At 39.4% G+C, this 21555-nt stretch carries 21 protein-coding genes and 2 tRNA genes; 9 read left to right on the top strand and 14 right to left on the bottom strand.

The features are described 5' to 3' along the window. Positions 1–2: 2 nt before the first annotated feature. From HZC31_07850 to HZC31_07825, 6 genes are all read right to left on the bottom strand, one after another. Positions 3–713 (bottom strand): 50S ribosomal protein L2, encoded by a 711-nt coding sequence (locus HZC31_07850; protein ID MBI5003270.1) that lies wholly within the window; start codon positions 711–713, stop codon positions 3–5. A 12-nt stretch (positions 714–725) separates the two neighbouring features. Next, on the bottom strand, positions 726–980 hold the full coding sequence (locus tag HZC31_07845) for a 50S ribosomal protein L23 (GenBank protein ID MBI5003269.1): 255 nt from the start codon (positions 978–980) through the stop codon (positions 726–728). Positions 981–1025: 45 nt separating this feature from the next. After that, positions 1026–1832, bottom strand: coding sequence for a 50S ribosomal protein L4 (locus tag HZC31_07840; GenBank protein ID MBI5003268.1), 807 nt, complete (start codon positions 1830–1832; stop codon positions 1026–1028). A gap of 23 nt (positions 1833–1855) precedes the next feature. Next, positions 1856–2845 (bottom strand): 50S ribosomal protein L3, encoded by a 990-nt coding sequence (locus HZC31_07835; GenBank protein MBI5003267.1) that lies wholly within the window; start codon positions 2843–2845, stop codon positions 1856–1858. Between the two features lie 442 nt (positions 2846–3287). After that, on the bottom strand, positions 3288–3593 hold the full coding sequence (locus HZC31_07830) for a hypothetical protein (GenBank protein ID MBI5003266.1): 306 nt from the start codon (positions 3591–3593) through the stop codon (positions 3288–3290). 248 nt (positions 3594–3841) lie between these two features. Next, the gene (locus HZC31_07825; protein ID MBI5003265.1) at positions 3842–5650 is read right to left on the bottom strand and encodes a hypothetical protein; all 1809 of its coding nucleotides are present in this window, start codon (positions 5648–5650) and stop codon (positions 3842–3844) included. A 77-nt stretch (positions 5651–5727) separates the two neighbouring features. Between HZC31_07825 and HZC31_07820 the strand changes: the two genes are divergently transcribed. From HZC31_07820 to HZC31_07805, 4 genes are all read left to right on the top strand, one after another. Then, entirely contained in the window at positions 5728–6804 is a 1077-nt protein-coding gene (locus HZC31_07820) for a hypothetical protein (protein ID MBI5003264.1), read from the top strand. 48 nt (positions 6805–6852) lie between these two features. Next, positions 6853–6940, top strand: a tRNA-Arg gene (locus HZC31_07815). 247 nt (positions 6941–7187) lie between these two features. Beyond that, positions 7188–7580, top strand: coding sequence for a hypothetical protein (locus tag HZC31_07810; GenBank protein ID MBI5003263.1), 393 nt, complete (start codon positions 7188–7190; stop codon positions 7578–7580). 137 nt (positions 7581–7717) lie between these two features. After that, positions 7718–7790: transfer RNA gene (locus HZC31_07805), tRNA-Cys, on the top strand. A 101-nt stretch (positions 7791–7891) separates the two neighbouring features. Here the strand turns inward: HZC31_07805 and HZC31_07800 are convergent. The 4 genes from HZC31_07800 to HZC31_07785 form a co-directional block, all read right to left on the bottom strand. Further along, entirely contained in the window at positions 7892–8905 is a 1014-nt protein-coding gene (locus HZC31_07800) for a Fic family protein (protein MBI5003262.1), read from the bottom strand. Positions 8906–8975: 70 nt separating this feature from the next. Further along, the gene (locus tag HZC31_07795; protein MBI5003261.1) at positions 8976–9578 is read right to left on the bottom strand and encodes an HAD family phosphatase; all 603 of its coding nucleotides are present in this window, start codon (positions 9576–9578) and stop codon (positions 8976–8978) included. A 4-nt stretch (positions 9579–9582) separates the two neighbouring features. Further along, a complete protein-coding gene (locus tag HZC31_07790) occupies positions 9583–10584 on the bottom strand; it encodes a hypothetical protein (GenBank protein ID MBI5003260.1) in 1002 nt (333 codons plus the stop codon). A gap of 55 nt (positions 10585–10639) precedes the next feature. Then, a complete protein-coding gene (locus HZC31_07785; protein ID MBI5003259.1) occupies positions 10640–11611 on the bottom strand; it encodes a phosphotransferase in 972 nt (323 codons plus the stop codon). A 133-nt stretch (positions 11612–11744) separates the two neighbouring features. Here HZC31_07785 and HZC31_07780 point away from each other — a divergent pair, with 133 nt between their 5' ends. Both HZC31_07780 and HZC31_07775 read left to right on the top strand, forming a co-directional pair. Next, entirely contained in the window at positions 11745–12350 is a 606-nt protein-coding gene (locus tag HZC31_07780; GenBank protein ID MBI5003258.1) for a metallophosphoesterase, read from the top strand. Between the two features lie 6 nt (positions 12351–12356). Continuing rightward, positions 12357–13091, top strand: coding sequence for a hypothetical protein (locus tag HZC31_07775; protein ID MBI5003257.1), 735 nt, complete (start codon positions 12357–12359; stop codon positions 13089–13091). Positions 13092–13123: 32 nt separating this feature from the next. Here the strand turns inward: HZC31_07775 and HZC31_07770 are convergent, their stop codons facing one another. The 4 genes from HZC31_07770 to HZC31_07755 all read right to left on the bottom strand — a co-directional run bounded on the left by HZC31_07770 (position 13124) and on the right by HZC31_07755 (position 16600). After that, positions 13124–13306, bottom strand: a complete 183-nt coding sequence (locus HZC31_07770; protein MBI5003256.1) for a hypothetical protein — start codon at positions 13304–13306, stop codon at positions 13124–13126. 55 nt (positions 13307–13361) lie between these two features. Beyond that, positions 13362–14822, bottom strand: a complete 1461-nt coding sequence (locus HZC31_07765; GenBank protein MBI5003255.1) for an RtcB family protein — start codon at positions 14820–14822, stop codon at positions 13362–13364. A 52-nt stretch (positions 14823–14874) separates the two neighbouring features. Beyond that, on the bottom strand, positions 14875–16107 hold the full coding sequence (locus HZC31_07760) for a hypothetical protein (GenBank protein ID MBI5003254.1): 1233 nt from the start codon (positions 16105–16107) through the stop codon (positions 14875–14877). Positions 16108–16177: 70 nt separating this feature from the next. Then, positions 16178–16600: an archease gene (locus tag HZC31_07755; protein ID MBI5003253.1), complete on the bottom strand. Its 423-nt coding sequence runs from the start codon at positions 16598–16600 to the stop codon at positions 16178–16180. A gap of 93 nt (positions 16601–16693) precedes the next feature. On the opposite strand from HZC31_07755, the gene HZC31_07750 reads away from it, so the two are divergent. The 3 genes from HZC31_07750 (at position 16694) to HZC31_07740 (ending at position 21420) form a co-directional block, all read left to right on the top strand. Next, a complete protein-coding gene (locus HZC31_07750; GenBank protein MBI5003252.1) occupies positions 16694–17164 on the top strand; it encodes a hypothetical protein in 471 nt (156 codons plus the stop codon). Between the two features lie 97 nt (positions 17165–17261). Continuing rightward, positions 17262–17732 (top strand): hypothetical protein, encoded by a 471-nt coding sequence (locus HZC31_07745; GenBank protein ID MBI5003251.1) that lies wholly within the window; start codon positions 17262–17264, stop codon positions 17730–17732. A 1-nt stretch (position 17733) separates the two neighbouring features. Then, entirely contained in the window at positions 17734–21420 is a 3687-nt protein-coding gene (locus HZC31_07740; GenBank protein MBI5003250.1) for a hypothetical protein, read from the top strand. Positions 21421–21555 lie beyond the last annotated feature (135 nt).

Genomic DNA, 21555 nt, shown 5'->3' with positions numbered 1-21555 from the left:
ATTTATCTGCTCTTACGACCTGTTCTTCGTGGTCTGATCTTACCAATCTTTGCGCCAGGTGGAGCGAATCGTCTCGCAATGTCTGGCTTGTTCTTCTTGCTGGAACGAGCACCACCATGTGGGTGTTCTACTGCGTTCTGTGATTGTCCCGAAACAACTGGCCAAAGCGCCGCGCTTGCTCTGGATTTGAAATATCGTGTTCCTGCTTTTAACAATGGTTTTTCCATTCTTCCGCCGCCAGCAACAATGCCGACTGACGCTCTGCAGTTTTCATTGAACATTTTTTCTTTTTTTGATGGAAGCATGATACTGATACTTGTTCCTTGTCGCGCAAGGACTTTCGCGAAAACGCCGCCGCTGCGCGCGAATTTTCCGCCATCTCCTGGAATTCCTTCAATGTTATACACTAATGTTCCTTCTGGAATATTTTTGAGTGCAAGTGTTGCGCCTGTTTCTGTATTTTCTGTGCCGCATTCAATTGTTTGATTGACGCGAACTCCTTCAGGAGCAATGGTTAACTGTTCTTCTCCATTATCCCATTTGACTGTCATTAAAGGAGCTGTATGACCAGCACAATGGAGAAGGTTTGTGACCTTTCCTTTTCCTGCTGTTTTCATGGAAACATGGCTTGCTTTTCCGACGTATTTATGGCTGGGGCTTAGGAATACTGGTGAGCCCTTTCCGCGTCGTTGTACTGTTAATCGCTTACCCATTTTTGTTCCTCATTAAATTAATCCTAGTTGTGTCGCAACATCAATCGCAGGAGTGTCCATTCCGAGCTTGACATACGCTCGCTTTGTTCCCCTTGGCGTGATCATTGTGTTTACTTTTGTGACTTTAACTTTGTATAATGTTTCGACTTGTTTCTTGATATCTTCCTTTCTTGCTTTTCTTTCTACTTCAAACGTCATTGTATTTTCGGATTCGATCATACGAATCGCTTTTTCTGTCGCAAGTGGATACCTTATCAGCGTTTCCATGTTTTCACGTTATTTTTTTTGTTTTTTATTCTCTTCTTTATTTTTTTATGCGTATAAATTATCTTTCGCAATTTTTTCAATTGCAGCTTCTGTAAATATAGTTAATCGTCCTGGTTTGATGCTTGGTGCCAATATTTCCGCGTTGAGGTATTTGACATTCACAACGTCCACTCCTGGAATTCCGCCAGCAGCTTTTTGCGCTTTGCATGCTCCTGAAACAACAATTAATGGTCCTTTTGCTTTCTTGTAACTTCTTCCGCGCATTTTACTTCTTCCTGTTCTCATCTTTTTTCTGCTTGCTCGGCTGAGTTCTTCTGTGAGTCCAAGTTTTTCCAACGCTGCAACAACATCTTTTGTTTTTGCAAGATCTTCAAACTTTGTTTCTACAAGGAATGGATAATGTTCAGGAAGCACATGTCCTTGTTCACTCACAAGGTCTTTTTTCATTGCTGCTGTTAATCCTGATTTGATCGCGATTCTGTTTTCATTCTTGTTTATTTTCTGATCCCAGTTCTTTTCTACTTTTGGAGGATGCGCTGCTTTTCCACCGACTGTTCCTGCCGCGATTGCTCCTGCCCAAATAAATCGTGTTCCTCGTCTTCCAAGGACTTTTCGTGGTGATCGTGAAATGCCGTGACCATACGATGTTTGATAATCTCGTCTTCTTCTCGAAACTTTTGAAACCTGTTTCATACCCGCAGTTGGATCCGCGCCGTATGGTTGTCTCTTATTTGCTCTGATTGCAAGTACTGCTTTCTTCACTACATCTGGGCGTACTTCTGCCTGAAAGCACGCAGGAAGATCTTTCTTGCTTACTTCTGTTTTTTGCAATGAGTATACTGAAATTTTCATGGTTTCACATCAATTGTTTCTGTTTATTGTTTTGATTCTAAACTTGTGTAGGTTACGCTTGGCGCATCCTTCGGATTAAAATGATTTGGTCTCTTCGGGAAATTGAAGCGGATTAATCGCTTTGCTGGTCCCTGTACAGATCCTTTCACTAAGAGATATTCATTTTTGACATTTCCATAGTGGAGAAATCCTCCTTTTGGGTTGACTTCTTCTGCTTTGTCGGAAATTTTGATAATCCATTTGTTATATTCTGTTCTATTGTGGTAGCCCATTTGCCCCGCATGCGCAACTCTATACATGAAGTGTGCTTGCGCAATCCAACCACCAAGTGATCCAGGTCCTCTTTTTGTTTTTTCTGACTTGTGTCGTCTTATCGAAACACCAAATCTTTTTACTGGACCTTGGAACCCTTTTCCTCTTGTGACTGCGATTGTATCAACTATTTGTCCTGCTTTGAAAATTTGTGACGCTTTAATTTCTTTGCCGACGTTGTTTTTAATATACGCAAGCTTGTCCGCAACTGAACCACTCAAAGCCATTTCAAAGAGTTCAGGTTTTTTCTTGAAACCAACAAGTTTTGGCTGCGTGTAAACGTTTATTCGGATGTCTGTGTATTCTTCAGGTTTGATACTTTCTAACTCTGCTTCTTTACTGTTTTTGATAACAGGTAATTTTCTTTTTAATTCTTTTTCTGCTTTGAAGCGAAGTTCTTTAACTACTTGGAATCCTTTTAATGTGTCTTTGTAGAAACGCGCTGACGCGATTTTTATTGGCGGGCATTCGATAACAGTGACTGGCACCGCAATTTCTTGTCCTTTAGAAGGTGATTTTGCTCTGTTGTCCACAATCATGACATGCGTCATTCCTGCTTTGTATCCTGCAAAACCCAAGAGGTTTGTCTCTTTCAAATCCGCGGTAACTTTCCAGGATCCAATATTTGGATACGGTCTGTTTGCGCGCTTTCGCGGCCAGACCTGCATGCTTCCGTGTCTTGGATTGTGTGCTTTTGGCATTTTTTATTCCTTTTTTGAATTTTTATATTTTGATAGCAAACCCTAGCCTGTGTGATTTGGTTCTTATTGAAAAAACCTATTCTTGATTCCTTTCTTAGAAACAGTTGAACATATTCAATCTGTACTGAAAAAGCATCTTTTCAGGCTTGTTGTTTGATTGTATGTGACCATGATCCTCACATACACCCGACGGTAATCATCGGATTTGTCCTCTTTATCCTTTGAGAATGACAGGTTGTTTATAAAGGTTGTTCTTTTAAATTATTGTGAAATTTGGGTTTACTTCGAACCGAAGGTTCGTAGTATTACGAGCATAGCTCGAAATAATACCCCACAGTTTGCTGTGACCCAATTTCACAATTCCACAGACGCACCGAATTGCGAGCGGGCAATACCCCGCAGCTTGCTGCGATTGGGATGCCCTGCGAGCGGTGCGTCTGTGTTATTCAAGCGCTTTTTGTTCTAACTTACTATAATGCGTAATTTCTCCTGTTGCGATTGCACGCTGGACTTGTTTCCCATTGTATGTGTCTTCCATCACCACAGTAATCTCTTCTTCTAATACTTCTGCAAAACTCGTTCTTCCCGTCGTTCCAGGGCAGTATGTTTTTACTTCAGTACTTTTGTTACGAAATTCTCTTGTTTCTACTACACTGTTTTTTCCTGTAATATCTGTTCCACACTCTTGACAATAAACTTCTACTTGAGAAATTCCAAAATATACTTTTACTCTTTGAAGGAGATCCATATTGTCTAGGACTCATTCTCCATTTTTCAATGTTTTGACATCTTTTAGTTGCTTTCAATTACTATACTCTCGCTCAATGCATTATTTAGTCTATTTTGAAATAATTATACATCAAACATAATTGAAGATACTTAAGAGTTGTTTGGCGAATCAGTGCGTTGCAGGCGCGTGTGTTGCAGTGCTTGTGCGAGTATTATGTTGTCTTTCGATTTAGAGAAGTGCTGGTGCGTGTTGTAGGATTACAAAATTTAGTCTTTTCTCAGTATTCTCTTCTTCTTTCCTGTGTGTTTTCTCGCGATCTCTATTATTGTCCCATAATCTGTTGTTGTGGATTTATCAAATCGAATATGATCCGCAAACGCATTATTGACGTAGAAGCTATTACAAAACCATGAATGGAATCCTGCCGCGTACGGTACTTCCCCATAGCGCACTTGAAACACATTTGCTTCGACAATCACTGGCTGGTTCGTGTCAAAAAGGACTTGCGGTCGTTTCAGTTTTTGCGACGTTGCTTTCACTTCTTTTGCCTTACTGAAATATTGCGCAAACTCTTTGTATCCTTTTTTATCTTGTTCTTCTAACTCTTTCAAGGCTGCGAATACTCCTTTATATTGCTGAATACATTTGTCTGTTTTGGTATCTGCTTTTTTTGTTCCTTTTTTGTGCTGCTCATACGTGTCCTGGTCTGCTTTATACAAATCAAATAATCCAATTACATCTTTTCCAACAGGCATATTCTCCAATAATTGTTCTACTTCTGTTTCCAAATTTTTCCCTTTGAGGACTCTGTTGATGAGGATTCTTCCTTGAACACGATATATGTCCACTACAGTAACCACATCTTCTGTCCCTTGCCGTTCTTTTGCGAGTTCAACGAGATTTTGACGCAGCGCGACTAATCGCTCTTTTTGTCCTGCTGTTTTAATCTGTGGTCCTTCTGGATCAAGATTTACTTTGAACGCAGGAACATACTGCTCACTTCGCTCGTCGTATAATCCCAGCAATGCTCCTGTGACTGCTTGTTCTCTAAGCGGCGTTTCTTTATCCCACCCTTCTGTGTATAATCCAAGAACAATGCAATCCACTGTCTCATAATTCTTTATCTTGATTGTTTTTGCGAAATGAAATGAACGTCTTCCTTCTGGATTCCACGCTGTCCTGACCACGACCGCCCCTTCTAACTCTTGTCTTCTCTGTTCTTCAACATACGCACGAAGCTGCTCTTTTTTTGTCAATACTTTTCTCTCGACAACTCGTGCATTGAGATTTCTTCTCTCCATATATTCTCCAAGCCTATCAAGAATTTCATCTATCCTTCTATAATCTACAGGAAGCTGGCAAAGAGGTTCTGCGATCTGTCGCTCTCGTGGTACATCCCATGTTGTTGGATCTGCGATTGCAAGCATGCCGTGGAACGCGAGGGTCAATTCAAGATCTTTTTTTACTGCTCCCTCTCTAAACAATGTTTGGTCTGCGAGATATGCTGCAAGAAATTCATCTTCCACTCGTCCTGTTTTTCTGCTTGGCCAATATTTTTGATTGGGAATTCTTTCTTGTACTCTTCCAAAACCATCATGATGTTTATACCATCTACTAATGAGCTCTGCGTCTCCTATCATTACAGGAAGCTGTTCGATAGTGTCTGCAAGTTCTGGGAACATGCGCAGATCAAAAGGAGTAAATTGTCTTGTATTTGCAGACACTCTTCCATCTGGATTAATTCGGAGCTGCATTCTATACCCATTTTCTTTTACTGCGCCTCTGGTGTAGACTTCGAGTCCAGTCTCTTGCATTCGTACAGCATTCACATCATCAATAAATGTCGGATTGAGAAACGCGAGTGGTATTCCAAATTCTGGGAGAACTCCTTCAAGATAAAAATCTCGTTGTGTTTTTACGAACGCACGAATTTCTTCTTCATCTGCTTTACTTAGTTCTGGAACATACCTTTTTATTTCATTCCAAAGAAATCTATCCGCTTCTGTGTCTCCAAATAACCTGTGCATGATCTCCGTGATGCGTCCTTCGTTTTCTTCGCCAATGAATTTTGCCATATTATGAAGAAGTTGCTTTGTTTTTAAAAATGTTTCAAGTCGTAATCTATATAAAGCGACGGCAAACACAGGCTTTCATGCCTGACTTAACTCCTCGATATGTTCAACACGTTCTTGAGTATAGAGCAGCGCATACGTATCCTGAAACTCTTGCTCATTTTCAGGTTGGCTCAAAAGGATTCGCATCTGCTGTTCTCAAAGCACTTTATTTCTGTTACGAACCTGCTTCGTCTGCTCCTTTAGATCGCGTTACTTTTCCTCCTAATTGGGATGCTGTTCGTATTCGCGAAGACGCGCCAGACTTTCTTTTGAAACATATCTGCACTCCTGGTGCATACAGAGCACTCTTTCACATGCCGCAAGAATTTGTTGCAGAAGCATATCGCGCTTCTTTGGCTGGCGCTTCTCTTCCTCAGGGAATTTATCGTCATGCAGATAATCTTGCAGAACTTGCGTTGTGCGCACTTGATGAAGAGTTTTCTCCCTTTCGTTCGCAAGAACGGGAAGATAAAGTTGCTTTGTTACGGCAGCGTTTTTCTGATCCTCCTGCTCTTCGCGTTTTTGTTCGCGCAAGAAGATTGGAAGATGTTTATCCCGCAGTTCCGGATTCCTATGGAAAATCTTCTTTAGGTTTACTTCTTCTTGCTGACGCGTATCATGCACGCTTGCGTGAGGAACCAAGAATGTTTGATACATCTCAAGAAAGACATCTTCGCTGGTGGGAATTTCCAGAAGAAGGAAAACTTTCTGGCGTTCATGATGATGCTCGAGCTGAACTGATCTATCATGTTCTTGAAACAGTATTTACGCATGATGTTCCTGGATACAAAGAAGCTGCTTATTTACGGTCTGCTTTAGAACGAAGAGCAGCAGAGATTAATGTTGTCCAAGCGTTTGTTATTGATGGCGATTATCGTGCAGATACCACTTTGTTCTTTAAACGACATGGTATTCGATTCTTGTTGGATCCTAGTTCAGGGGTTCGTCATAATTCCTCTCGCGCGATCCTTGAAGTATGGGATAGTGTAAAATCTGACCTTCTTCATGTTCCTTCTTATTTTACCGATGGTACTGGTGATCTTCCTGCTCTGAAAATGCGCACTGCAAAAGGAAGGCATACTGGAAAAATGTTATTAGATCGCGTTGCGAAATAATTTTTCTCCATTACCTTTAAATAAAACATAACTGCTCAAAGAAAATATGGGCCTGTAGCGCAGCCTGGATAGCGCATCTGCCTTCTAAACCAGTGAAGCAAGCAGGAGGTCGTGGGTTCAAATCCCATCAGGCCCGTTTTCATTCTTTTCTAATATTTCCTCTTCACAATAAAATATTTTCTTCTGTTTTTTATAAAATAAAAATATTTGAAGATACTTTGGGCTTTGCACAAAGGATTACTAAATGCTTTGCATTTAGAAATACTTTTTCTGATGCTTGGCGACTCTTTAATGATATTGGTGCGTCTTTCTTTTTAGTTAGTATTGTTATATCATGCTTTTCTGTCACAAACTATTAAAGCGTTGTTTTTTATCCTACCTTTATGACTGAAGAAGGACTCTCTGCACTTTTAGCGTTTCATGCAAATGAAGATCTTATGTCAGGGTATTCTTCCTTGCTTTCAAGAAGAGGATACACTACTATTGATTGTGTCGATACTGCAGCGGGACTTATGGAAAGACACGCTACTCGCCCAGGAGGGTATGATCTTTACGCAATGGATGTTAATTTGGGAAATCCTAATGGTTTTGATTTTACTGCTGCGCGCTATATTTACGAACTTATTTCTCCTGTTGTTGAATCAGGTCTTGTTAAGTTTTACCCTGCGTCTGGTTCTTTTGATATTGTTGAAGCTGCCCAAAGACAGGAACTTCCTGCAGTGACTAAAGCAAAGTTAGGTGAAATTATAACTGCTATTCCTCTAGTAAGCAAATAATTTTATCCTTTCTCAATAGAATTTGAAGATTCTTTTCTGATGCTTGGCGACTCTTTAAGCATTTGATACGTGTTTTCTCTGTTTCTTGATTTCAGAAAATTTATAAGTCTCTGCACTTGACTGACATTTCAGTTATTGCGCCGGTAGCCAAGCGGCTAAGGCGACCGCCTGCAGAGCGGTTATTCGGGGGTTCGAGTCCCTTCCGGCGCTTTTTTCTTTAAAGAATAATTTCCAACATCTTTTTCAATTGCTTTCCCCTTACAACATTATTTTTGTGTGTAAGGGGAATCAGAAAATAACTAAATTTGTAATTAAACAAGAAATGTATTCCAATACGTTTTTGTATACTGTTCTGTACAAAAAGTAAACAATTTAGAATAATCTTTCATATCTATTGAAAACAAATCTTTTTTTATTGCCTGATCCGCCTCATTCATTGCCGCTAAATATTCTTTTCTTTGTGTTGCAAGAATGATAAAGGGGGCATAATTTTCTTTTATTAAAATTAAATTCATTATCATTCTTCCAGTACGTCCATTTCCATCAGAAAATGGATGAATATTCTCAAATTTGTGATGAAAAAAGATAGCTAGTGCAAGAGGATGCATGTTCTTTCGCTGCTTTCTGTACCATTCTATCAATAATTTTATATCATCTTTCACATATCGTGCTGGAGTAGGTGAAAATGGTTCTCCAAGAATACGGATATCATGATTTCTATAACCAAGACGCAGGTCAATATTTTGTAGAAGTGCATCATGAACCTTTGCTATCACCTCTGCTGTGACATCAGGTTTTCTTTCCAATAAATCAAAAAATACTGTTTTCGTGTTTTGTAAATCATAGACTTCACGTAGTGTTTTATTTTTTGGAAGGATATTCTCCTGAAATAACCGGCGCGCTTCTGATAAGGTGATTGTATTCCCCTCAATAGATGTGCTACTGACAGCAAATTTAATAAGAAACATTTCAAAAATTTCTTTTTTTGTAAGCTTATCTAATGAAGAGAATTTACGGTGAAAATGAAAATTGGTTGCCTCTATTTCCTCTCGCTGTTCTTTAGTAAAAAAATTATTTTGTTTAAACTTTGTTTTTCTCGCTTTATTGATGTAATACTCTGATTCCAAAAAGCGTTGGAGTCCCCTATACGATTCACGCACTTCTTTTTTATATTTTTTCTCAAGCATCTCAATACTAATCTTACTAATGTCTGTTCCTAAATTTTCAAGATCTTTTGTGAGGACATTTCCATTGTTATTTCTATAGGACACTCGAAGGGTATAATACTGCTTATTGCCTACCTTCTTGACATGAATGTAAACCATATTTTTTAGAAAGGAAGAGTACTATTTAAATCTTTCCCCTTACATCTCATATTTTTACTTGTAAGGGGAATTATAACATAATCTCCAACATCTTCTTCAATTGCTTTGGATTTTCGTAAAGAATGCAAGGAATGCCCAACTCTCGCGCTCCTTCTGTATTTTCTTCTTTGTCGTCAATAAACAACGCTTCGTCTGCGGTGACATTGCATTCATCCAACACTTTCTGGAAAATAACTGCATCTGGTTTTTTCATGTGCAGTTCTGTTGAGAGAAATGCTTTTTCAAAGAATTGAAATAAACCATGTTCTCGGTTATACTCGCCCATCTCCTGCTCTGTATTTGTGAGCGCAACAACTTCATAGTTGATTTTCAGATCTTCAATGATTCTGATAATTTCAGGATTTCTTACTTTTTCAATTACTCCATATTCTTCCAAATGTTTTTTGACAACATCTTCTGCTTTCATATTCTTGTTTAATTTTTTCAACACTTTTTCATAGAGTTGTTTCAAAGAAAGTTCTCCTGTTGTCGCAAGACGCCAATATGGTTTTCTTGCTTCATTATATTCTTCTTCAGAAATACCAAGAAATTGTGCGATGTTTTTGTACATTACTGTACTTGAAGGTTCTTGTATGAGGATTCCTCCAATGTCGAAAATAATGAGTTTGATCATTTTATTATTTCCCTGTTAATATTGCATATTGTTTTTCTGCCTCTGCAATTTCGTGTTCTATCCAATTTCCTTTCCATCCAGAAATTCCAAGGTGATCGAGCATTCTTCGTAGTCCATCATCTGGTTTGAAGCGATACACTTCTCCTTCTTGCGCAGGAACTCCTTGCGCGTATCCTAAATTGCCATCCCTTCTTAATTGGTATTTTCTTGGCATAGGAATTTCCTGACCAAACGCAACGTCTGCAACTTCCCCAGGTTTCATGTGGAATTTTTCTCTTCCTAAATGCACAAACCTTCCTTCTCTCATAAATCCTTCTGCGTCAATAGCTGCAACTTCTCTTGGATCAACATCTTTCCAATAGCGCACTGCCGCAATCGCGACATTTGTTTCTATTTCCCATGAAAGATAAATACATCCTTCTGTTTTGGAAAGGAGTTCATCCTGATCGTTATATATTTCTAAAACGTCTGGACCTGCAAGATATTCTACTTCTGCGGGGATTATTTTCTTTTCTAATCCTAGAAGTTCTAATCTTTTTCTTGTCACTGCATCGCTGACGTCATCTTTTGGAACATAAATGCCGTTTCCATTTCTTTCAAACAAAATACTTTCTTCTGCTCCTTCAGTTCTTTGGAGGAGATTAATATCTTCAAAATGTTCTCTGCATGCTGGAAATCCTGAGGGAATGCCATTGTATAAAGGATGCACTTTTGTTCCTGTATCTCTTCGATGCGTTAAGAAACTTCCATCACTGAAGAGATCTATAATTCCGCCTGACGTTGGACGTGAAGGATGTAGGTATGTTCCAATCGCTGCTTGTTCCCCTTTATTCAATCGTGTTAAGCAATCAATCCCAAACGCAACTGCATCAGCGTTACTTAACTTTCTTTCGTTAGAATATGCGCGTTGATCTTCGTTCGGATAGACAAGAGAAACAGTAATTCCTCCCTTTGCATTTCTTTCAACATACGCTTCTGGTATTGGAAACTTGAATATTTCTGGCATTTTTGTTCACCTTTTGCTGAGAAATATACTTTGATTTATAATGTTTTTACTCTTTTTATAAGATCATTTCCTTAAATTTTCCTTTTCCTATCTCAGAAAATTTTTGCAGAAATTCATAATTATCTTTGATATACTCTGTTCTCTGTGGATCTTCACCATACATTTTATTCCATCTGTTAAACTCTACAATTATTGTCGCGTACCTTGCACAAACAAGATCATAAAGCAGCAAACGCTCTTCTTTTGTTATTGGATTATATCTCTCATATGCGCGCAAAAAAATGGTTGCTTGTTCTGGCGCCCAGTTATAGCTCAACACCGACTGACAAAGAAATACCGCGATGTTCTGGATACAGCAGCTTGCTGCTGCATCACTAAAGTCTATAATTGCTTTGAGTTCATTCTCTTTCACAAGAATGTTATGCGCAGCAATGTCGTTGTGAATAATTGTTTTTGGCAGCGCGTCAAATTGTGGCTTTATTTTTTGAAAATTCTTAAAAATAGTTCTCATTATTTCTTTATCAACATATTTTGGCAACAGAGAAATTGCTTTTTCTAACGCAAGAAAATGCTGCATATCCCATTCATAGTTTTTTCTTGGGGCAATGCTTCCATTAAATTTTCTCAGCACATTGTCCATCTTTCCTGCTTCTTCTCCCACTTGCGCAATTACTTTATCTGAAATTGTTTTTTTGAAGCAGTTTTCCGCGGGAATGTATTCCATTAAGATCGCTATCTTTCTTTGCTCTTCCGCATGCCAACTTTTGTTTTCTGTTTCGAATACTCTCGGCACTTTACACGCGCTTTTTGCGCAAAATATCATCAGTTCTATTTCAAAAAGAATGTTTTCTTTCTTCATGCCTATGCCATCGAATATTTTTATGACGTATTCTCCTTGCTCTGTCTTGACATAATAATTTGAGTTCTCAAACCCAGAAGTAAACAGAAAATACTTTACAATCTCTCCTTTGTCTTGGTATTGGTACAAGATCTTTTGTAAAAATTGTTTGGTATAGGTTTGTCTCATTGTTGATAGTGCCTTGCAACTGTATTTATTATTCTTTCATGTAATATTGGATATCCACCATTCTTTTAAATTTTACCCCTTTTTCATAGTAACTTGGGTAAACTTTATAAACCCTCCTCCATTCACCTTTTCCATGAGAATCTTAGCAGCAGGAGACTTGCATGGTGACAGAACATTGGCACAGCGTCTTGCAGAAAAGGCAGAAAAAGAACAGGTTGATTTAGTCATCATTACAGGAGATATCACGCATTTTGATCAGGGTTCAGATGGCATGATGGGTCCTTTTGTCAAGAAAAAGAAAAAAGTATTGTTTGTTCCTGGGAATCACGATAGCTTCGCGACAGCGGATTTTCTTGTTTCGATGTATGGGATCAAAAATATCCATGGCTATAGTGTCCGCTACGATGATGTTGGTATTTTTGGCTGCGGCGGCGCAAACGTTGGTCCAGTGACTATGCTCCAAGAAAAAGAAATTCAAGATTTATTGCAAAAAGGATTTGACAGAATTAAATATTTGCCGAAAAAAATCATGGTCACGCACGTCCATCCGAGTGAAACCGCGATGGAAAAATTCTCTACTTTTATCCCGGGAAGTTCTGGCGTCAAGAAAGCTGTTGAAGCAATGAAACCAGACTTTTTACTCTGTAGCCACGTGCACGAAGCAGAAGGAATCGAAGAAATGGTTGGTCCTACAAAAGTCATTAATGTAGGCAAAGAAGGAACGATTTTGAATTTGTGATTGTTTATGATTTCCAACGAGTTAAACAACGGTTATTATCCTTACGCTTCAAACACCCTTTCTTGTGGATTGCAAAAATGCATTAATCGTGGTTTAGTTCCTTCCGCTCCAGTTTTTCTTGATCTTGGCGCAGGAAAAGGGGAAATTGTTTTTCGAGCAGCGCGCGAAGGATTTCATTCGTATGGCATTGAATTTCATCAGGATTTTGTTGATTCTGCGTGGAGAATGATCAGCCTCAAAAAATTGCATGATGAACTTCCTGAAACAACACGTTGTTCTGTTGTTCAGGGTAGCTATTATCCTCAAAAATATATTGAACGTCGAGCATCTAGATCAGCTGTTGCTTTAGCTCATGAAGATATGTTCTGGCAACTTCTTCCAGGAGATGGAGGAGGTACAATTTTTCCTTTTTCTTATGAGGATGCTAAAAAAGATCGCGTTTTTCATCCTGTCTCGACAAAACCAGACCCTTACAAAAGATTGGGTATTTCTTTATCCACTGTTGATGTTTTCTTTAGTTATACCTGGGGTCCAGAACTTCCATCGCAACTTGAGCTCTTTTCTTTGTACGCAAAACCTTCTGCGATATTCCTCAATGACACTGCAGAAGAGCCATACCATCACCCTCAACTTCTTGAAGAACTTGGTCTTCAACAGGAAATGCTTCTGGAGTGGCAACGCCCGTCGCGCATAGGCTTGAAAACTACCTGTGGACTTATGCTGTACAGAACAAAAAATTAAAAATATATAATTGTGCTCTATTATTTTTTTCCTTACTCATCATCATTATTTCTCAAGAATACAAAACACAAGAACGCAAGGATGAATATTCCCACAACAAACAAGAATGTTCCCCATACTGCATTATTTTCGCTTAAAAATAACAAACCGTACGTGAGGCACAATATTGCGCCGATGATGTTTACTCCAACCAGAAAATCAAGTATTCTACTCATTGTTATCCCTGAAAAAGAGGAGGCATTTGGGTTTTAAAAAGGTGATTGTTTTGGTTTACCCTTTCACAACACCAAGCGGCTTTAATCGTACAACAATATTCCCAATCCCCGCGTCATGGCTGACTTGCACGACTTCATCAACATCTTTATACGCGCCTGGCGCTTCTTCAGAAATTCCTTTCCACGACGCTGCTTTGACAAAAATATGCTGCGCTTCTAATTCTTTCTTTGTTCCTTCTCCAGTATATCTGCGATTCGCTTCATGCCTTGACATGACTCTTCCCGCGCCATGCGCAGTTGACGCAAAACTTTTTTCTGCGGATGTTTCTGTGCCAATCAAAACAAACGACGCCGTTCCCATAGATCCCGGGATCAAAATTGGCTGGCCAATGTCTCTATACTTCGCGCAAATTTCTGCATTGTTTGGACCAAACGCGCGCGTCGCGCCTTTTCGATGAATGTATAACTCTTTTTCTTTGCCATCAATATCATATTTTTCACGCTTGATAATGTTGTGCGCAACATCATACACTTGTGTGATACTTCTTGGTGGAACATCAAAGACACTCTTGAACGCTTTTCTTACTCCATGCACAATTATTTGTCTATTTGCCCACGCGAAATTCGCAGCAGCGCACATCGCGCCAAAATATTGTTTTGCAAGCGGAGTGTCTGCTGGCGCGTAAATTAAATCTCTATCTGGTAAACTGTTTGCAATCTCTGGAAACGCATCTTCAAATTTTCTTAAGTAGTCAGAACACACTTGATGTCCGAGTCCTCGACTGCCGCAATGAATCATCACGCAGATTTGCCCTTTCTCGGTGATCCCCATTTTTTTTGCCGCTTCTTTATTATGAATATGATCTACAAATTGTACTTCAAGAAAATGATTTCCTGCGCCTAGTGTGCCGAGCTGATTTTTGCCTCTTTCTTTTGCGTTGTTTGATACTGTGTTTGGATCCGCTAATTCAAGACAACCATTACTTTCTGTGACTTCAAGATCTTCAGGAAACGCGTAATCATTTTCCACTGTCCATTTTGCTCCTTCTTTCAAGACACGATCAAGCTCTTCTCTTTTCAAATGAATTTGTGAATCCCTGCCCACACCGCTTGGAACATTTTTGAAGAGCGCATCAAGAAGTTCTTTTATTTTTGGTTCTACTTGTTCTTTGTTTAATGGTGTCGCTAATAATCTGACGCCGCAATTAATGTCGAAACCTGTCATTCCTGGACTAATAATTCCATCTTCAACAGGAAACGCAGCGACACCCCCAACAGACATACCGTATCCCTGATGCGCGTCTGGCATCATGTAACTGTATTTTTGAATGTTTGGCAAGCACGCAACATGCATTCCTTGCTCAAGTGATTTGTCATTCTCAATAAGTTTGAGCAGTTTTTCTGACGCGAAAATTCTGACAGGAACATTCATTTTTCCTTGCTTTGGAATTTCCCATTCATTGTCTGATATTTTTTTTAGCTGGATTTTTGGTTTTTCTTTTTGTTGCTCGTCCATTCATGCAAAAAATGAAGAATTGTTTATATACTTTGCCGAGAATATTCTCATTCTACGCAGCAATCCTTCTTCCTGTCATTTGTTGCGTATATGATTCAAGCCAATTCATTGACAACGCTCTTTTCTCGATAAGATGTTCCATACCCTTTAACAACATATAGCAATCTTTCACATCTTGTCCATTGACAATGCCACTCATTTTATCTCCTGCGTCACCAAGACCTGGTTTTATGTAATCTTCTTTGGTTAAAGGCAATTGATCATGGCTAACAATATGTACGTTGAATCCTGCGTCATGCAATGTTTGCAATCCGCGATATCCTCCTGCAAAGAAACTTGAACAGTAAACATCACTCGGTTTGAGATTGAGCGTTTCTAAACAACCATTAATTGCTTCTTTGCTGCTTCCTCCTGTCGCAAGCATGGGATCGACAACAACAAGCACATCAGGTTTTTCATAATTTGCAGGAAACACATACGCATTTGCAATCAATTGGGAATAGGACGATGAATGATACCCGTCAGGTTTTTTGAGATCAATGCCAACGACTCTTCCACTATGCGCTCCTCCTTCACTTCTTCTTTTTGCATCAACACCTATAATATATGCTTCACATCCCATTTCTTCTGCGAGATCCGCAGCAACAAGCGAGGGAAGAATTCCTCCTCTATGAATTGCTAAAAACGCAACGCGTAATGGTCTCTGTTCTCTTGGAATCCAATCCATGGGAACTTTTGCTGTCATCACTATGCTTTCTACATTGAGATCTGCAACAGTTGCTCGAGAATGATAACCGCTTACTGTGGTCACTTGATCTTTTCTTGTTTTGATTCCTTTTATTCTTCTTGCAAGCGCTTCTTCATAGGGGAGTGTTATTGTTCCGCCTGCATATTCTATCTCACAGTCCACCTTTGCTGGATTTGTAAGACTATATTTTCTTTGTAGTATATCTGTGAGAAGTAATGGAGTGACGAGTTGCGTGACTTGCGCAATTCCTCTCTGAAATTTTTGTACATGTTCTGGATTTGTTGGATCGACACTTCTTTCCCGTAATTCTTGCATCAGTGTTGCAATTACTGGAGGAAGACCAAGATTGCTTGTTCCTATTTTATCTTCAGAAATTTTTCTTTCTGTTGGGGGGCTCTTCCACGCTCTTCCCATTCGAAGCACATTTGGATATGTGATGCCTTCTTGTTCTCTATGACTTACATATCCTTTTCTGATTTCTGTTTCAGGAACTCCTACTGCTTGGCATGCGTTGTTCAGCACATCTATTAATGTCATTATTTTTTCCTCGTAAGAATTAGAAATAAGAGAGTCCACTCAGAATTTTTAAACGTTTCGAAATTCATTATTAAACGTCAAGCACAACAACTACTTTCCACAACCCTTTCTCTTCTGTAATTTCCATCTCATTGTAGGTGACTGACTTCACTCCAGAATGCATTTCATAGTGCTTTGCATCATCGCCGGAAACAGTTGCATGCAGATGATAATCACTTCCTTTTTGCTGGATTTTTAGTTCTTCTACTTTATGTAACGCAAATCGCTCACTATCGAATAAGACTAATAACTCTTGAAGAAAATCGTATAATAACGCTTTTTTATGTTTTGTTTCAATCGTTATCTTTTTTTTATTTTTTGGTTTGACTTTTTCTGTCTCGACAATTATGTTTTCCATTGCTATTGCCGCGTTGGAGAATGCTTCTTCTATTGTTTTTCCATACGCCGCAAACTTTGCTTCTGCTGTATGCTCGAGATACTCATATTGTTTCATATGTTGTCTAGACTTCTCCTCGTATTTATGGTTTGTGTGTTTGAACTGTTTTCTATCATCATTTTTATAAAATCCTTCTTCTTCCCTTCTTTTATGACTCGCGTTTCCACAATGTCACTTACAGGAATTCTTCTTACTACTCCGCTTGCTACTTCGGGGTGTTTCCCTAATTTACTTGATGAAAGTACATGCACTACTCCCCTTATCTACTCTCTTATTGCTTCTCCTGCTGAGGCCGCTATTACCGACTCTGTTATTGTGTCTGTTTCTGTCTATAATAACTGTTCTTCTGTTCCTGTTCTCACATTTCCACATTATGGTGTTTCTTCTCTTCCTGGCTATGAAGTCGAGCCGTCAGAAATTCAGGATGTTGAAGGCATTGTTTTTGAAAGAACAGATGATGAAAATTTAGTTTTTGCAACACAACCATTACCTATCGAAGCTGTTATCGGCAGTTCTGCTGTGCCCTTATTTATTGATTACTCTGTTACTGTTTATGGCGGTTTTTTTACTTTTGATAAGCAAGATACATTAGGCGATTACATTACAATACTCCCAAATTAGTTGTTGTGTATCACGCTCTCTCCCTTTCTTTACATGTGTCAGAAAGCACCCCTTTCCTGTGATAACTTTTATAAATGCTTCTCCTTTCCCCTATTTGATGTCTTCCAACGCTTCATTAACAGGACTTGTCCTTGCAGCAGCACTTAGTTCTTCAGGTTGTGGTTCAACATGGAAAGTGGATTCAGATCAGTGTCATGATCCTTTTATTTACAATCTCAATGCTTCTCCAGAAGAAGCGTATACTTCGGATTCTGTTGTTATTTCCGTGTCTCTTTACAATACCTGCCCCTCTGTTCCTATTCTTACATTTCCAGATTATGATCCTCCTATTGTTTCTTCTCTTCCTGGCTACCAAGTAGAACCTTATGGTCTTCATATCGAAGGAATTGTTCTTGAGCGATCAAATGGTGAAGATTTAGTTTTTGCAACAGGTGCATTACCTCTTGCTTCTTTTACTCCTGGCTATCTTCGCTATTCTCTTACTGTTTATGGGGGATTTGGAATTCTTGATAATAAAGATACACTTGACAGCTCCATAACACTGCTTGCTGCAGATACAGGTGAATAACATGGTTCGACGCTATAGTCCTTTAACATTTAGTGCACTCTCTCTTATTCCTTTTTTTTCACAGGCATGTCTCCCTCCATTCCCAGATGTTATTCTTGTTGAAGACGCAACTATCTCCGTTGTTTCTTTAGACACCGTCGATACTGCTTCTTCAGGAGAGATGACTCTTGACGATCTTCTTACTTTTTCTGCTACATTTGCTACAAATGCGCAAAACCAAGATTCTGATAATGATAGTTTTGCATATGCACTTCGTGTCAATGTTGATGATTTAGGTGCAGAGAAACTTGAGCTTCAAGGAGATTTTACAACCAGTGATAACTATAAATATTCTGCTTCTTTTGCAAGAGAATATCCTGCAGGGTACTTTGATCAGGGCGAACATACCGCTGTTTTTCAAGGATTACTTTATTATATTGATCCAGAAAACAAGGAACAGTATGGCATAACCCTTTATTCACCTGAAGTCGAAGTTCCATTTACCATTATTGATAATGATATAGAAGCACCATCGATTTCCGATCTCATTGCAACACCGCAATATACAGGCAATGATTCTACAATTCTTCTTGAAGCAACTGTTACTGATAATAAAGGAATTGAACGTGTCCTTGCAACAATTGCAGGAACAGAATATGTACTCTCTGATAGCGATGGAGATTCTGTTTACTCCACAACCATTGATCCATCAACATTCTCTTTGACTCCTACAGAAACATATACAGAATTTTCTTTTACTGTTTCTGCAACTGATACAAATGAGAATACTACAACGTCAGACTCTGCATTATTTTATCTTTCCGACGCAATCGCACCAGAAGTCGCTGACGCGGGAACATCTACAGAAACAGACAACAGTCCGTTGACAACTTGGAGTGTTTACGCAACTGCAACAGATCTTGGAACAGGAGTAGAATCTGTTTTTGTTGAATTAAATGAGAATGGTGTCTTGCTGCCTCTTGCGTATCAAGGATCAGACATTTATGCTCTTGATCTTACAGGAGATAATCTTTCTGCGCCTTCCACGACATATATCCTTCACGCTTTTGATTACGCAGGACTTGAATCCACTGCAACAGGAACAGTTTCTGTTGAAAATATTACTGGGTTAACCATTAATGACCTTGTTTTATCTCCTTCCACTGTTTCCAACGCATCTACTGAATATGTCACTATCACCCTTGACGCAGAAGATCTTCAGGACGCTGAATCTGATTTGATTGCATCTTGCACTATTGACACTCTTGAAGTTCCTCTCTCTTATGAATCAGGAACACAATTTACTGGTACATTTCAGACTGCGGATTTTCTTGTTGCGCAAGATTACTCTGTTTCTTGCACTGCTGAAGATACTGATGGATACACTGCAAATAGAAGCACCGCATTGACTCTTACTGATGGACTTGCTCCAGAAGTTTCTTGCAGCGCAACAAACGCCGCGAATGATGGTTCATCATCTATTGATATTTCCTGCACTGTCTCTGATGAGACAGGACTCGCATCTTCCAATCCTGTTACCTACACAAGCACTCTTGGTTCTGATGCGCTCACGAATACCAGTGGAAGCACATATGAAGCAAGTATTCCTGTCAGTGGCGTTGCAGCAGGAACATATTCCATTGATATTCTTGCAACAGACGCAGCAGGCAATACACAAACGCAAACTGTTTCTTCAACAGTTACTGATGCGACCGCGCCAACATACGCAAGTCTTTCCGCAAGTCCTTCTTCTGTTTCCAATGATGGTTCTTCCTTTGTTGTTTCTGCAACAACTGTTTATGATGAGACTGCAATTACTGCTATTTCTGTTACTCTTGATGGAACAGCATATACCATGACTGACGCAGATGGCGATAGTACGTATGAAACTGCCGCAATCACTCCAACATCATGGCCAGCAAGTTCTTATACTCTTGATCTTGTTATTTCAGATGGGACAAATGAAACAACTGGAGCAACAACTGTTGATGTGACTGATGGAGTTGGTCCAACAGTTTCTTCTTGCTCAGCAACAACTGCTTCCAATAGCGGTTCTATTGATAGCACATTCACCGCAGTTGCAACAGATGAAACAGGAGTAAGCACTGTTTCTTACACTGCGGACTTTGGTTCAGATGCTCTCTCTTTATCCAGCGGATCTACATACACGAAGAGTGTTGATTTAACTGGCGTTGCAGCAGGAACATATTCTGTTGATTTCAGTGCAACAGACGCTGCAGGAAATACTAGTAGTTCATGCACCGCATCATTCACTCTTCTTGATACCTCTGATCCTGCGATTGTTTGTACGCTTGGATCAAGTAGCATTACAAATAGTAGTGGATCAACAACACTTGATTGTGTCGTGAGCGAAGAAACAGGTATTTCTTCAGTTTCTTATTCAGGATTTGGAAGTGGTTCTCTCACCGCAAGTTCCAGTACAGATTATTCTACAACGCTCACTGCATCTTCTACAACTGCTGCAGATTCCTATACAATCCCTGTTATAGTTACTGATACTTCTGGAAATACAGATAGTTATTCTGTAACTCTCACTGTCACCGACGGAACTGCACCAACAATTGACTCTGTTTATACGCTTGTCGATGGTTCAAGTTCCAGCACCATTCTTGATGATGGAACACAGGATTTCCTTGTTTATGTCTGTAACACTGATGAAACAGATGGCGCAGAACTTGGTGGCGGCGTTGAAGCTACTATTGACACTCTTGTCGAAACATTGAGTTATGATTCTTCAACTCAATGTTTTGTTTCCAGAGAAATAGGTGGCGATGAGTTGAGCGCAGGCACATATACCGTTTCTGCAACCGCAACTGACGCAGCAGGAAATAGCACGACAGATACAAGCGCTTCTCTTGAAGTGACGTGTTCTGCGGTTACTGTCTCTAGCGTTACTGTTTCTGAATCTTCTATTTATAATAATAACATCCCAAATACTTATACTATCTCCGCAGATATAACTGTAGGGTCTTGCGGTGGCTCTGTTGATACTAGTTCATTAGAAGTTACTATTAATGGAACTACAGAATCTATGAGTTTGAGTTCAGGCTCTACTTATGTTTCTGGAGAATTTGATGCATTAGGCACAGATCTTGGTTCATATACTGTTTCTGTTACAGGTGCAGATTCTTTGGGTAATTCCACGACAAACACTGATGAAACAATTACTGTAGAAGATATTTGTGATAATCTTGCGACTGATGCGCCTACTGCTACTATTGGTGCTTATGTCGCAGGAAATTATGCTGGCGCACTTACGTCAACGACTTCACCTGTTTCTTCATGGCCTGCTGGTCTTGCTAGTCTCTCTGAAATTCAGGTTGGTTCTTATGGCACTTCATTCACTAATCCTGTCATCATTAATTATAATGGTGCATTAGGGAAAGTTGTTTATTTGACAAGCGCATGCTCAGGGGGGAGTAGTAGTGGATCAACTTATACAACGTCCTCGTATAATGTTTGTACGATCACTGGAACATATGACGCAACAACATATCCAGTCTCTGTTTACTTTGAAACTGCTGGAGATTCCACTCCTACTTTTTCCATTCATAATCCTTCTCTTTCAGGAAGTGTCAATTATTATAAATCATCCAGTACTTGTTACGTGAATAGTAATGGCAACAGCGCTGCACTTTCATCGTGTGGATCAACTACGCGACCTGTTACTTTTTGTCTTAATTTTTAAGAAAATCCGCTAGAAATCCCATAAGTTCAGCTGCGTAGCAGCTGGACGTCCTTTAGGTATGGGATGAATAGCGGTAAGTTTTTCTAGAGAAATATTTCTCTGTTTTTTGGTGGTAAAGTGATGCGCCTCACCGGA

This window comes from Candidatus Woesearchaeota archaeon (assembly GCA_016214075.1).
In the GTDB taxonomy this organism is placed as follows: domain Archaea; phylum Nanobdellota; class Nanobdellia; order Woesearchaeales; family DSVV01; genus JACRPI01.
The sequence above is the reverse complement of the archived record's forward strand: the minus strand, read 5'-3'. Positions and strand labels throughout refer to the sequence as shown.

Excerpts from the sequence above, each read along its gene's own strand:
- HZC31_07810 (MBI5003263.1), top strand. The coding sequence starts at position 7,188 with ATGACTGAAGAAGGACTCTCTGCACTTTTAGCGTTTCATGCAAATGAA.
- HZC31_07840 (MBI5003268.1), bottom strand. The coding sequence starts at position 1,832 with ATGAAAATTTCAGTATACTCATTGCAAAAAACAGAAGTAAGCAAGAAA.
- HZC31_07830 (MBI5003266.1), bottom strand. The coding sequence starts at position 3,593 with ATGGATCTCCTTCAAAGAGTAAAAGTATATTTTGGAATTTCTCAAGTA.
- HZC31_07820 (MBI5003264.1), top strand. The coding sequence starts at position 5,728 with ATGCCTGACTTAACTCCTCGATATGTTCAACACGTTCTTGAGTATAGA.
- HZC31_07780 (MBI5003258.1), top strand. The coding sequence starts at position 11,745 with ATGAGAATCTTAGCAGCAGGAGACTTGCATGGTGACAGAACATTGGCA.
- HZC31_07765 (MBI5003255.1), bottom strand. The coding sequence starts at position 14,822 with ATGGACGAGCAACAAAAAGAAAAACCAAAAATCCAGCTAAAAAAAATA.
- HZC31_07755 (MBI5003253.1), bottom strand. The coding sequence starts at position 16,600 with ATGAAACAATATGAGTATCTCGAGCATACAGCAGAAGCAAAGTTTGCG.
- HZC31_07770 (MBI5003256.1), bottom strand. The coding sequence starts at position 13,306 with ATGAGTAGAATACTTGATTTTCTGGTTGGAGTAAACATCATCGGCGCA.
- HZC31_07750 (MBI5003252.1), top strand. The coding sequence starts at position 16,694 with ATGACTCGCGTTTCCACAATGTCACTTACAGGAATTCTTCTTACTACT.
- HZC31_07740 (MBI5003250.1), top strand. The coding sequence starts at position 17,734 with ATGGTTCGACGCTATAGTCCTTTAACATTTAGTGCACTCTCTCTTATT.
- HZC31_07825 (MBI5003265.1), bottom strand. The coding sequence starts at position 5,650 with ATGGCAAAATTCATTGGCGAAGAAAACGAAGGACGCATCACGGAGATC.
- HZC31_07775 (MBI5003257.1), top strand. The coding sequence starts at position 12,357 with ATGATTTCCAACGAGTTAAACAACGGTTATTATCCTTACGCTTCAAAC.
- HZC31_07785 (MBI5003259.1), bottom strand. The coding sequence starts at position 11,611 with ATGAGACAAACCTATACCAAACAATTTTTACAAAAGATCTTGTACCAA.
- HZC31_07760 (MBI5003254.1), bottom strand. The coding sequence starts at position 16,107 with ATGACATTAATAGATGTGCTGAACAACGCATGCCAAGCAGTAGGAGTT.
- HZC31_07790 (MBI5003260.1), bottom strand. The coding sequence starts at position 10,584 with ATGCCAGAAATATTCAAGTTTCCAATACCAGAAGCGTATGTTGAAAGA.
- HZC31_07745 (MBI5003251.1), top strand. The coding sequence starts at position 17,262 with ATGTCTTCCAACGCTTCATTAACAGGACTTGTCCTTGCAGCAGCACTT.
- HZC31_07795 (MBI5003261.1), bottom strand. The coding sequence starts at position 9,578 with ATGATCAAACTCATTATTTTCGACATTGGAGGAATCCTCATACAAGAA.
- HZC31_07850 (MBI5003270.1), bottom strand. The coding sequence starts at position 713 with ATGGGTAAGCGATTAACAGTACAACGACGCGGAAAGGGCTCACCAGTA.
- HZC31_07800 (MBI5003262.1), bottom strand. The coding sequence starts at position 8,905 with ATGGTTTACATTCATGTCAAGAAGGTAGGCAATAAGCAGTATTATACC.
- HZC31_07845 (MBI5003269.1), bottom strand. The coding sequence starts at position 980 with ATGGAAACGCTGATAAGGTATCCACTTGCGACAGAAAAAGCGATTCGT.
- HZC31_07835 (MBI5003267.1), bottom strand. The coding sequence starts at position 2,845 with ATGCCAAAAGCACACAATCCAAGACACGGAAGCATGCAGGTCTGGCCG.